Origin of the sequence: Pseudomonas sp. 313 (assembly GCF_000316965.1) — a bacterium.
Taxonomy (GTDB): Bacteria; Pseudomonadota; Gammaproteobacteria; order Pseudomonadales; family Pseudomonadaceae; genus Chryseomonas; species Chryseomonas benzopyrenica.
Window position 1 is genome coordinate 12,740 of the sequence record NZ_ANBZ01000065.1, and the last position, 12,260, is coordinate 24,999.

8 protein-coding genes and 2 pseudogenes are annotated in these 12,260 nt (G+C 65.5%); 4 read left to right on the plus strand and 6 right to left on the minus strand.

Annotation, left to right across the window (positions count from 1 at the left end; translation table 11 throughout):
* Positions 1 to 59 precede the first annotated feature (59 nt).
* Entirely contained in the window at positions 60 to 2,024 is a 1,965-nt protein-coding gene (gene betT, locus C722_RS0113095; protein WP_085984311.1) for a choline BCCT transporter BetT, read from the minus strand.
* Positions 2,025 to 2,272: 248 nt separating this feature from the next.
* Between betT and C722_RS0113100 the strand changes: the two genes are divergently transcribed.
* On the plus strand, positions 2,273 to 2,677 hold the full coding sequence (locus C722_RS0113100) for a response regulator (RefSeq protein ID WP_231893081.1): 405 nt from the start codon (positions 2,273 to 2,275) through the stop codon (positions 2,675 to 2,677).
* A 388-nt stretch (positions 2,678 to 3,065) separates the two neighbouring features.
* On the opposite strand, the gene C722_RS0113105 is transcribed toward C722_RS0113100, so the two are convergent.
* From C722_RS0113105 to C722_RS0113120, 5 genes and pseudogenes are all read right to left on the minus strand, one after another.
* Complete coding sequence (locus C722_RS0113105; RefSeq protein WP_017640930.1) at positions 3,066 to 4,895, minus strand: glycoside hydrolase family 15 protein; 1,830 nt, start codon at positions 4,893 to 4,895, stop codon at positions 3,066 to 3,068.
* Positions 4,888 to 5,691 (minus strand): glucose 1-dehydrogenase, encoded by an 804-nt coding sequence (locus tag C722_RS0113110; RefSeq protein WP_017640931.1) that lies wholly within the window; start codon positions 5,689 to 5,691, stop codon positions 4,888 to 4,890. Before C722_RS0113110 ends, C722_RS0113105 begins: the two co-directional genes overlap by 8 nt.
* 85 nt (positions 5,692 to 5,776) lie before the next feature.
* A pseudogene (locus C722_RS27055) lies at positions 5,777 to 6,304 on the minus strand (methyl-accepting chemotaxis protein); the annotation flags it as partial.
* A gap of 597 nt (positions 6,305 to 6,901) precedes the next feature.
* Positions 6,902 to 7,423 (minus strand): annotated as a pseudogene (locus tag C722_RS27060) (MCP four helix bundle domain-containing protein); the annotation flags it as partial.
* 129 nt (positions 7,424 to 7,552) lie between these two features.
* Positions 7,553 to 8,782 (minus strand): MFS transporter, encoded by a 1,230-nt coding sequence (locus C722_RS0113120; RefSeq protein WP_026083828.1) that lies wholly within the window; start codon positions 8,780 to 8,782, stop codon positions 7,553 to 7,555.
* Positions 8,783 to 9,260: 478 nt separating this feature from the next.
* On the opposite strand from C722_RS0113120, the gene C722_RS0113125 reads away from it, so the two are divergent.
* From C722_RS0113125 to C722_RS25810, 3 genes are read left to right on the plus strand one after another with little or no spacing between them, the layout of a single operon-like run.
* A complete protein-coding gene (locus C722_RS0113125; RefSeq protein ID WP_017640934.1) occupies positions 9,261 to 10,706 on the plus strand; it encodes a cytochrome ubiquinol oxidase subunit I in 1,446 nt (481 codons plus the stop codon).
* Positions 10,703 to 11,725, plus strand: coding sequence for a cytochrome d ubiquinol oxidase subunit II (gene cydB, locus C722_RS0113130; protein ID WP_017640935.1), 1,023 nt, complete (start codon positions 10,703 to 10,705; stop codon positions 11,723 to 11,725). The genes C722_RS0113125 and cydB overlap by 4 nt, the downstream gene beginning before the upstream one ends.
* The gene (locus tag C722_RS25810) at positions 11,725 to 11,886 is read left to right on the plus strand and encodes a DUF2474 domain-containing protein (protein ID WP_017640936.1); all 162 of its coding nucleotides are present in this window, start codon (positions 11,725 to 11,727) and stop codon (positions 11,884 to 11,886) included. The genes cydB and C722_RS25810 overlap by 1 nt, the downstream gene beginning before the upstream one ends.
* The last annotated feature ends 374 nt before the right edge of the window (positions 11,887 to 12,260 follow it).

Genomic DNA, 12,260 nt, shown 5'->3' on the forward strand with positions numbered 1-12,260 from the left:
GGCGATTATACGACCTTTATGGCTTTCAGTGGCCTTTCAGTCATTGAAAAAACCACTGGTTAACGGACCAGGTGCAGGAACTGCAGGTGGCGTTCGTACTGGTCGAGCATGTCGTTGAGGATCTGCTCGCGGTTGTAGCCCACCAAGTCGTAGTCCTGGCTGCCCTCGGTGAGATGCACCTCGGCGCGGTAGTAGCGACGATTCTTCAGGTGCAGGCCACCGATGCCGGCGCGGGCGAAGGAGGGGGTGAAATAGCCCTGCATGATCACCTGGTAGATGAAGGGATGCTCCTCGCCGTGGCCGATGATGAGTTGCAGGTTGGCGTTGGTGGCGTCGAACTGGGTCTCCACCACCAGACCTTTCTCCCGCGAGACCTCGACCATCTCTTCCATGGCCGGACGCACGGTGCTGTCCATGAAGCGATAGACCTCGTCCCGCGAGGGGAAGTACACCGCCTGGGACAGCCGCTGGCGCCAGCCGCCGTGCCGTGCCTTGCCGTTGGTCGCCACCGGCGCCAGGGAGTGCAGCCGCGCGCGCTGGCGCTGGGATTCCAGGTGCAGCGCCTTGTGCAGGCCCCACATCATCAGCAGCACCACCACCGAGAAGGGCAGCGAGGTCAGCACCACCGCCGATTTCAGCGCATCCATGCTGCCGGCGAACAACAGCCCGCCGGTGACCAGGGCCACGGCCGCGCCCCAGAACACCCGCAACCACTTGGGACCGTCTTCGTTGGCTTCACCGCCCTTGGACGACAGGGTGGACAGCACCACGGTGCCGGAGTCGGCCGAGGTGACGAAGAAGACGAAACTCACCAGCACGGCGACGCTGATCACCGCGCGGCTGGCCGGATAGGTTTCCAGCACCTGGTAGAAGGCCATGGCCGGATCGGTGAGGGCGGTCTGCGCCAGACCGGTCATGCCCTGGCCAAGCACCAGTTCCAGGGCGCTGTTGCCGAAGATCGACAGCCAGGCCAGGGTGAAGCCCAGGGGGATGAACAAGACGCCAAAGACGAATTCGCGAATGGTGCGACCGCGGGAGATACGGGCGATGAACAGCCCGACGAAGGGCGCCCAGGCGATCCACCAGGCCCAGTAGAACACCGTCCAGCCACCGAGCCAGTCGGAGGGCTCGTCATAGGCGTAGAGGTCGAAGCTCTTGCCTGGCAAGGCCGAGAGGTAGTCACCGATGTTCTGGATCAGGGTGTTGAGCAGGTGCTGGGTCGGACCGGCGAACAGCACGAACAGCAACAGGGCGACGGCCAGCACCATGTTGATGTCGGACATGATGCGCACGCCCTTGTCGACGCCGGACACGGCCACGGCGATGGCCGCGCCCATCATCAGCACGATGAGGATCAGTTGCACCCAGTGGCTGTGGCTGATGCCGAACAGGTAGTCCAGTCCGGCATTGAGGTGCAGCACGCCGAAACCCAGGTCGGCGCCGAGGCCGAAGATGGTGGCGATGATGCCGAAGGCGTCCACGGCATGGCCGATGGGACCGTTGATGCGCTTGCCGATCAGCGGATAGAGCGCCGAACGCAGGGCCAGTGGCAGGTTGTGGCGATAGGCGAAGTAGGCCAGCGCCATGGCTACCAGGGCGAAGACCCCCCAGCCGTGCAGGCCCCAGTGCAGGAAGAGGATCTGCATGGCCTGGCGCGCCGCCGCCGGATTACCCCCTTCGCCGGCGGGGGGCTGGGCGAAGTGGGTCAGGGGTTCGGAGACGCAGAAGAAGAACAGGGTGATGCTGATGCCCGCGGCGAACAGCATGCCGGCCCAGGACAGGTAGCTGAACTCGGGTTGGTCGTGGTCGGCACCGAGCTTGATCTTGCCGTAGCCGGACAGGGCGGTGACCACCACGAACACCAGATAAAGCGACATGGCCAGCAGGTAGTACCAGCCAACTGTGTTGGCGGCCCAGGTCTGGGCCTGCAGCAGCCAGGCACCGGCCTGCTCGGGACGACCGATGACGGCCAGGGAAAACAGCAGGATCACTGCAGCCGCGCAATAGAAGGCGGGGGGATTCAGCTTTACGGTGCCGGATGAGGGCGTCGCACTCATGGGGACTCCTTGCGAACTGCCAAAGGGAGAGAATTCTTTTTTTATTGATCGTTCGATTAAAAAAGAATACCACAGGAGGCCCCTGAGGTGAACGCTTCGAGTCAGCGAAGCGCTGAAAGTTGCCGTCTAGAAACCTTGCTTATGCCGGTGGTCGACTTTGGTCGAGCCCAAGCCGAATGGTCAGAACCGTGACCCCTTGGCAAAGTCTGTAGGTTATGACTCAAGCATCTTCTCCACTCGGCTCCTATCGTCCACTACTGTTGCTGGTAGAGGACGAGCCGTTGCTGCGGGAGTTGGCCACCGAGGCGCTGGAGTCCCTGGTGGATCTGCAGGTGGTGGCCGTATCGACCGCCGATGCGGCCTTGAGCTATCTGGAACAGACCGGTGCCCGCATCGATATCCTCTTTACCGATGTGCGCATGCCGGGACGGCTGGACGGCGAGGCCCTGGCCCAGTTGGTCTCCCAGCGTTGGCCGCATATCCCGGTGATCCTCACCTCCGGCGACCGTCTGACCGTACCCCGCGGCGCCGGTCGCACCCGCTTCATGCCCAAACCCTGGCATATCGACGACATGGCCAATTGCGTCAACGAGGCGCTGGGGCAGAGTCGGGTGGCGTGAGGAGGCTGGCTTCCCAGCGGCATCACCATCACTGCTCGAAGTTGACCGGTAGGAGCGGCCCATGGCCGCGATTGCAGCTATGCAGGCGGCTCGGTCTAAACCCTGAATTACTCAAGGGTAACCTTGCGGCTGCGGCCCCTCACCCCAACCCTCTCCCAGGGGGAGAGGGGGCTGCCCGGGCAGGCGTTTGGCTACCTTCGTTTGGCACCGTAGCGTGGAAAACGGCGCAGCCTTTTCCACAGTAGCTACGTACCGCGCTGTGCCCTCACCCCAACCCTCTCCCAGGGGAAGAGGGGGCTGCCCGAGTGGGTTTCTGGCTTTATCCGCTCCAGCAGGATCGCGATCAGCTATCGGGCTGCACCCGCAGGGGCGGCCGCATCGACTCACCCTACGGCTGCCATTGCGGATCCTTGCCGCTCAGCTTGCGATCCAGGAAGAAGGCGGTGCTGATCAGGGCCAGGTGTGACAGGGCCTGGGGCAGGTTGCCCAGCGGGTAGCCGCGCTTGTCCAGTTCCTCGGCGTAGAGGCCCAGGGGGTTGGCATAGCCCAGCAGTTTTTCGAACTCCAGGTGGGCTTCGTCGACACGACCGGCGCGGGCCAGGCATTCGACGTACCAGAAGGAGCAGGCTACGAAAGCGCCTTCTTCGCCCTTGAGGTTGTCCGCTGGCGTATCGGCCGGGTTGTAGCGACGGATCATGCCGTCATAGGCCAGGTTGGTCTTGATGGCGTCCAGGGTGGACAGCCACATGGGATCGGTGGCGCTGACGAAGCGCACCAGGGGCATCAACAGCAGGGCGGCGTCCAGGCTCTTGCCGTGGCGGGTCGAGGTGAAGTGCCCCAGTTCGGCGTTCCAGAAGTTGTCCCAGATGTCTTCCTGGATGGCGGCGCGCGCGGCGTACCAGCGTTCATAGGGCATCGGCAGCGAACGCTTGACCGACAGGCGCATGGCGCGGTCGATGGCCACCCAGCACATCAGCCGTGAATGCAGGAAGTGCTCGGGATCGCCGCGCATCTCCCAGATACCGGCATCGGGTTGGTTCCAGTTCTCGCAGACGTGGTCGATCATCCGCACCACGTCCTTCCAGCCATGGTGGGAGATGGCTTCGCCATACTTGTTGGACAGGTAGATGGCATCCATCAGCTCGCCATAGATGTCCAGCTGAATCTGCTGATAGGCCTCGTTGCCGATGCGCACCGGACTCGAATTGGCATAGCCCGCCAGGTGGTCGAGGGTTTCCTCGGGCAGGTCCAGGCCGCCGTCCAGGCGATACATGATCTGCAGCTTTTCCGGAGCGTTGTGGCTGTTTTCCACGCACTGGCCGACCCAGTGGGTGAAATCCTTGGCTTCCTGGGTGTAGCCCAGGCGCATGAAGGCGTAGACGGTAAAGGAGGCGTCGCGGATCCAGGAGGCGCGATAGTCCCAGTTGCGTTCACCGCCCAGGGCTTCGGGCAGGCTGAAGGTGGCGGCCGCGGCGATGGAACCGTGCTTGCAGGAGGTCAGCAGCTTCAGCGCCAGGGCCGAGCGGGTGACCATCTCGCGCCAGCGGCCCTGGTAGTGACTCTTGGCCGCCCAGGAGGTCCAGTAGGAGAGGGTATCCTCGAAGCAGAGATCGCTCTGGCCGGCGACGACCTTGTCGTCTTCCTCGCAGCCAAAGACGAAATCCAGCTGCTGCCCCTGCTCCAGTTCGAATTCGGCCAGGGCGGCGTTGCCGTCCACCTGCAGGGTGACGCTCGAGGCCAGGCGCAGGGTCGGCTGGCCCTTGGCCTCGAACAGCGCGCCACCCTCCACCAGGCGCGCGCGGGTCTCGGCGCGGGCATAGTCGTGGGCCGGGGCGCAGACCAGGCGGAAGCGGCAGCGTCCGGCCACCACCTGCACGCGGCGGACGATACGCGGCTTGGTGTCGTCGCTGCTGCACACCGGCATCAGGTCGGTGACCTCGGCGACGCCGTCCGCCGACAGCCAGCGGGTCTGCAGGATGTTGGTATCGGGTAGGTAGAGCTGCTGCTCGCGGGCGTCTTCCCAGACCGGGGCCAGGCTGAAGTAGCCGGCCTTTTCCGAATCGAGCAGGGCGGCGAATACCGAGGGGCTGTCCAGATTCGGCCAGCAGAAGTGGTCGATGGTGCCGTCGGTGGCGACCAGGGCGCAGGTGCGCAGGTCGCCGATGACACCGTGGGCGCCGATACTGCGGCGGGCGTGCACGGAGGAGGAATCAGCCATTGTCTTCGAATCCCGGATAGAGGCACATGCCGCCGTCGACGAACAGGGTGGTGCCGACGATGTAGTCGGCCAGGTCGCTGGCGAGAAAGACCGCCACGTTGCCCACGTCGTCGACATGGCCGACGCGCTTGTAGGGGATCAGCTTGAGCAGTTCGCGTGCCTTGGCCTCGTCACCGGTCACCTCTTCGTTGATGGCGGTGGCGATGGCGCCCGGGGCAATGCTGTTGACGCGGATGCCCTCGGCGGCGACTTCCTGGGCCAGGCTGCGCATCAGCAGGTTGACCCCGCCCTTGGAGGCGGCGTAGTTGACGTGCCCGGCCCAGGGAATGACCTCGTGCACCGAACTCATGTGGATGATCTTGCCGAGGGCGCGGGAGATGTTTTCGTCGCGGCCCTGCTGGCGGAACTGGCGGATCGCCGCCCGGGCGCAGAGGAACTGGCCGGTGAGGTTGGTGTTGATCACCGTGTTCCAGTCCTCGAGCGACAGGTCGGCGACCGGTGCGTCCTTTTGCAGGCCGGAATTGGCGACCAGGATGTCCAGGCGGCCGAAGGCTTCCAGGGTGCGGTCGAACAGCGCCTGGACCTCGGCCTCGTCGCCGACGTCACCGCCCACGGCGATGGCGCGACCACCGGCGTCCTGGATGCGCTTGGCCAATTCCTCGGCCGGTTCGGCGCTGGAATGGTAGTTGATGGCGACGGCGGCACCGGCCTTGGCCAGGGCCTCGGCGACGGCGGCGCCGATCCCGGAGCTGCCGCCGGTGACCAGGGCGACCTGGCCGTTGAGGGAAAGCTGCATGTCCAGACTCCTGCACGGGAAAAGGTGTCTGACTGCTGACCGTCACGCGCGCGTCTAGGTTCAGCCCGCAGGCGTTGCCGGATGTTCAGGCCGAGGCCGTGCGGAACAGGCTCATGCGCCGCTCCAGATCCTCGGCCAGTTCCGCCAGCTGGCGACTGGCGCCGGCGATCTGCTGCGAACCGCTGGCGGTTTCCAGGGTGGCGGCATGGATGCGGTTGATGTTCTCGTTGACCTCCTCGGCCACGGCGGTCTGCTGGGCCGCGGCGGTAGCGATCTGCGCATTCATGGCGTTCACCGAGCCGACGTCCGCCTGGATGGCCGCCAGCGCCGCGACGGCGCGCTGGGTCAGCGCGGCGGTCTCGTGGGCCTGGCCGCGGCTCTCTTCCATTTGCGCCGAAGCGCGCCCGGCGCCTTCCTGCAGGGTGGCGATCATGGCGCGGATCTCGCGGGTCGATTCCTGGGTGCGGGTGGCCAGGTTGCGCACCTCGTCGGCGACCACGGCGAAGCCGCGACCCTGCTCACCGGCGCGAGCGGCCTCGATGGCGGCATTCAGCGCCAGCAGATTGGTCTGCTCGGCGATGCCGTTGATGACGGCGACGATGTTCTCGATGCTGGCGCTGTCGCTGGATACCTGTTGCACGGTGACGCTGGCCTGCTCCAGCGCCTGCACCAGCTGGCCGATGGCCTGGCCGGAACGGGTCACCAACTGATTGCCAGTGTCCACCTGGGCGCTGGCATTGCCGGTGGCCTGGGCGGCCTGGGCTGCGTAGCCGGCGACCTCGCCGATGGTGGCGGCCAGCTCGGTGACCGCCGCGGCCATGTGCTGGGCCTGGTTGGACTGCACATCGGTGTGGCGTTGGTTGGTCTGGGCGGTGCCTTGCAGCTGGGCCGCCGCCGTGGCGACCGAGCTAGCGGTATGGCGCACCTGGACGATGGTCTCGCCCAGGTGTGCGGTGGCGCTGCCCAGGGTGCCCATGACGCTGTCCGGGTGACGGGTGGCAGGGCGCTCGTCCAGCCGGCCCTCGGCCAGCCGGCGGATGGCGGCGGCCACGGCGTGGGGTTCGCCGCCCAGGGTCGCGCCCATCTGACGGATGATCAGCACGGAAACGGCCACGCTCAGCAGCAGGGCGAGGGCACAGGTCACCAGCATCAGCCAGCGGAAGCCACCGGCGATGCCGCGGACCTCGGCCAGATGGCCGCTGGCGATGGCCTCCTCGTGATCGATGAGCGCATTGATGCGCTTGAGCCACTCGACATAGGCCGGCGAGACGCGCTCCAGCAGGAACACCCGGGCGCCTTCCAGATCACCGACCTGGCGCAGTTGCAGCAGGCGGTCGGTCAGGGGCAGGGCGGTGCCTTCGATGTCCTTGATGGCCGCCAGCAGGCGCTGTTCCTTGGCGGTGGCGCCCTGGCTGACGAACAGCTGATCCATGGGCTCGGCGGACTGGCGATAGAAGGCCTTGAGCCGGTCGATGTCGGCCAGGCGACTGGCCAGGGGCGCGGCGTCGTGGATCAGCACCGTATCGCGAATGGCGATGGCGCGGTCGTGCACGCTGCCGCGGAAGTTGATGGCATAGCGCTGCTTGACGCTGGCGCCCTGGCTGACAGCGGTCAGGGTGTCGTCGATGACGCCGACGCGCTGGACGCCGACGAGGGTGATCAGCAGCATCAGCACCAGGATCAGGCCGAAGCCCAGGCCCAGGCGGGCGGCCATGGAAAGAGGGGTACGCATGCAGACCTCAACGCTTGAAAGGATGTGACATGGATCACATTTTGCGACAAAGGTTTGCGCGATAAGGTTATTCCGGAGCGAGCGGTCATCCCCTGGGTATGAGTGGCAATTCGGGTGACAGGGCTGGATTCAGCCGTCCTGGCGCGGCTCCGTCAGCCGGTCGCGCCTGGCCAGGCCCGGGAACAGCTTCATCCAGACCCCGGTGATCACCAGAGTGCCGACGCCACCCAGCACCACCGCGGGCACCGTGCCGAAGAAGTGCGCGGTGACCCCCGATTCGAATTCGCCGAGCTGGTTGGAGGCACCGATGAACAGGCCGTTGACCGCACTGACCCGACCGCGCATGGCATCGGGGGTTTCCAGCTGGACGAAGGAACTGCGGATCACCACGCTGACCATGTCGGCGGCGCCCAGCACCACCAGGGTGGCCAGTGAGAACCACAGCGAGGTGGACAGCCCGAAGGCGATGGTGGCGACGCCGAACAACGCGACCGAACCGAACATGATGCGGCCCACGTGGCGATTGAGGCTGACGTAGGCGAGCAGAAAGGACATGCCCAGGGCGCCCACGGCCGGCGCCGAGCGCAACAGGCCCAGGCCCCAGGGACCGGTGAGCAGGATGTCGGCGGCGAACACCGGGAGCAGGGCGGTGGCACCGCCCAGGAGCACGGCGAAGAGATCCAGGGAGATGGCGCCGAGCACGTCCGGGCGACTCTTGATGAAGCGGATGCCGGCCAGCAGGTTGTCCAGGGTCGGCTTTTCCTTCTGGCTGGGCGTCTGCCGCGCCGGCAGGCTGGAGACCAGCAGGATGGCGATGCCATAGAGCACCAGCGCCGGGCCATAGACCCAGGCGGCGCCCAGGGCATAGAGCAGGCCGCCCAGGGCGGGGGCGATGATGGTGGCGCCCTGCATGGCCGAGGCCGCGGCGGCGATGGCGCGCGGAAAGATCGAAGGTGGCACGATGTTGGGCAGCAGCGCCTGGGTGGTGGGCTGCTCGAAGGCGCGCGCGGTGCCCAGGCAGAAGGCCAGGATGAAGATCAGTTCGCGAGTCACCGCGTGATTGAGGCTGCCCACCAGCAGCACCAGGGCGATCAGGCCCTGGCCGGTCTGGCAGAGGGCGGCGACCCGGCGGCGGTCGTAGCGATCGGCGACATGCCCGGTGTGCAGCATGAACAGCACCCGTGGCAGGAATTCCACCAGCCCCACCAGGCCGAGATCGAGCACGTTGCCGGTGAGGGAATAGAGGTGCCAGCCGATGGCGACGGTGAGCATCTGGAAACTGCCGGCGGTGCAGATGCGGGCGAACCAGAAGGCGACGAAGGGGCGGTGGTGACGCAGCTGCAGGGTATCGCCGGACATGAGGGGGGCTCGCAGGGACAGAGGCGGCATCTTAGGCCACCTCAAGGCTAATCGTCAGACAACTTGCCGTGGTGGTTCAGCAGTTCACTTGAGGGGTGGCGAGTGATTCTTGCGGTTCGGCGCGTCCATGGGGCCAGGCGCGACGACGCGGCATGGCAGAGGTATGGCGAGGCGTGGCCACGACGTCCAGAAGCAAAAAGCGCCGTCCAATGGAGTAGGTGACTGCCGAAACACCGTCCTTGGGGTGCGACAGCCTGCCCGATGCGACATCGAACCACGTAAGCAAATGTATCCAGGAGGACTATTCTAAAGCCTGACGTTGATCCACGTCAGCTTCCGACCTGGTCCTTTGGGCTAGCAGCGGCGCCGCCTTTTTAGCGTCCCGCTAGAACCCCAGGCGACGCCGGAGGTTCGAACCTCGGTCAGCGTCATCTCGACCGGCTGCCCTCGACAGCCGGCGTGCCTGAGAGGAATAGCTATGTTCGGCCTCGAAGCCCTGGATCTCGCCCGGATCCAGTTCGCCTTCACCGTGTCCTTCCACATCGTCTTCCCGGCGCTGTCCATCGGTACCGCGAGCTTTCTCGCCGTGCTCGAAGGGCTCTGGCTGAAGACCGACAACCACGTCTACAAGGATCTGTATCACTTCTGGCTAAAGATCTTCGCGATCTTCTTCGGCATGGGCGTGGTGTCCGGTCTGGTGATGGCCTATGAGTTCGGCACCAACTGGAGCGGTTTCGCCGACTATGCCGGCGCCGTGACCGGTCCGCTGCTGACCTACGAGGTGCTCACCGCCTTCTTCATCGAAGCCGGCTTCCTCGGCGTCATGCTGTTCGGCTGGAATCGCGTGGGCCGCGGCCTGCACTTCTTCTCGACGGTCATGGTCGCCATCGGCACCCTGATGTCAACCTTCTGGATCCTGTCGTCCAACAGCTGGATGCACACCCCGAGTGGCTACGAGATCGTCGATGGTCGCATCGTCCCGGTGGACTGGCTGGCGGTGATCTTCAACCCGTCGTTCCCCTTCCGCTGGGCGCACATGACCATCGCCGCCTACCTGTCGGTGGCCTTCCTGGTCGGCGCCTCGGCGGCTTGGCACCTGCTGCGCGGCAACGACAACCCGGCGGTGCGCAAGATGTTCTCCATGGCCATGTGGATGGCGCTGCTGGTAGCGCCCATCCAGGCGTTCGTTGGCGACGCCCATGGCCTCAACACCCTGGAGCACCAGCCGGCCAAGATCGCCGCGATGGAGGGCCACTGGGAGAATCCTCCGGGCGAAGCGACTCCGCTGATCCTGTTCGGCTGGCCGGACATGGAGCGCGAGGAAACCCGCTTCAAGCTGGAGATCCCGGTGCTCGGCAGCCTGATCCTCAAGCACAGCCTCACCGAGCCGATCCCGGCGCTCAAGGACTTCCCCAAGGAAGACCGGCCGCCGGCCTATGTGGTGTTCTGGTCGTTCCGCATCATGGTCGCCCTGGGCATGCTGATGATCGCTGCCGGTCTGTGGAGCGCCTGGCTGCGCTGGCGCGGCAAGCTGTACGAGACCCGCGGCTTCCTGCGCCTGGTCACCTGCATGGGCCCGGTCGGCCTCATCGCCCTGCTGGCCGGCTGGTTCACCACCGAGGTGGGCCGCCAGCCGTGGATCGTCTACGGCCTGTTGCGTACCAAGGACGGGGTATCCAACCACAGCGTCACCCAGTTGAGCATCACTCTGGTGGCCTTCGTGGTGGTTTACTTCGCCGTGTTCGGCATCGGCACCCTCTATGCGCTGCGCATGATCGGCAAGGGTCCGCACACCGGTGAAGGCGACCTGCCCACCTCCGGCGGCCCGGGCACCGATCGTCATCCCAAGCGTCCGCTGTCCGGCGCCGATGGCGGCCTGGAAGAAGACAATCCCAATGACCAGCTGACCGGAGACCGCACATGAACGGCATCCCTGGCATCGACCTCCCGCTGATCTGGGCGATCATCATCATCTTCGGTCTCATGATGTACGTGGTCATGGACGGCTTCGACCTGGGCATCGGCATCCTCTTCCCCTTCGTCAAGGGCAAGGAAGATCGCGACGTCATGATGAACACCGTGGCGCCCATCTGGGATGGCAACGAGACCTGGCTGGTGCTCGGCGGGGCGGGGCTCTATGGCGCCTTCCCGCTGGCCTACTCGGTGATCCTGCCGGCCCTGTACCTGCCGCTGATCTTCATGCTGATCGGCCTGATCTTCCGCGGCGTGGCCTTCGAATTCCGCTTCAAGGTCCAGGAAGGCAAGGAAGCCCTGTGGGACAAGTCCTTCATCTTCGGCTCGCTGCTGGCCAGTTTCTGCCAGGGCGTGGCCCTGGGCGCCTTCATCGAAGGCTTCCCGGTGGAGAATCGCCAGTACGTCGGCGGGCCGCTGGACTGGCTGACGCCCTTCTCGATGTTCTGCGGCCTGGGCGTCATCGCCGCCTATGCGCTGCTGGGCAGCACCTGGCTGATCATGAAGACCGAGGGCCCGCTGCAGGCGACCATGCGCCGCCTGACCAAGCCGTTGCTGTTCCTGCTGCTGGCCTTCACCGCGGTGGTGAGTATCTGGACCCCGCTGAGCCAGGCGGCCATCTCCGCCCGCTGGTTCAGCATGCCCAATCTGGTCTGGTTCCTGCCGGTACCGATCCTGGTGGGCGTGGTGACCCTGGCCCTGCTGCGCGCCATCCTGCGCGAAGACTCGCACCATGCGCCCTTCCTGCTGACCCTGGCGTTGATCTTCCTTGGCTACAGTGGCCTGGGTATCAGCCTCTGGCCGAACATCATCCCGCCGGGCGTTTCCATCTGGGAGGCCTCGTCGCCGCCGCAGAGCCAGCTGTTCCTGCTCATCGGCACCCTGTTCATCATCCCCATCACCCTGATGTACACCTTCTGGGGCTACTACGTGTTCCGCGGCAAGGTACGCGCGGGGGAGGGCTATCACTGATGGTCGGCCGCTCGCGCGAACCCAACCCCGCGGACAACAAGCCGCTCTGGCAGCGGCTGGCCTGGATGGCCGGCATCTGGGCCTGCAGCCTGGTGGCGCTGGGCGTGGTGGCCTGGGTGCTGAGATTGGTGCTGACGGCGGCGGGGCTCAAGTCGCACTGACCCTTCCATGTGTCGGTGGATGAGGCTGCGCCGTCATCCACCCTACGCAGGAGCTTGTACTTGCGTAGGAAACTTATCCCGCACACCGGATTACCCCCTCTCCTGCTTGCAGGGGAGGGTTGGGGTGGGGGAGTACGCTTATATCTGCTCGGATCGCTCAGCTGATTTACGGTGTACTCGGTAAGCTTTTGTTCCGCCCCCGCCGGGCGGGTTACTTTTTGCAGTCGCCAAAAAAGTACCAAAAACGCTTGCCCCGACTGGCCGGTCCTGCGCCTTGCGCAGGATGTCCTCACGTCAGCGCCGCTCCAGCGGGCCGGGGCCGAAGGGCCGTCCTGGCCCTTGGCCCCTTTCGCGGCATCCATGCCGCTCACCCG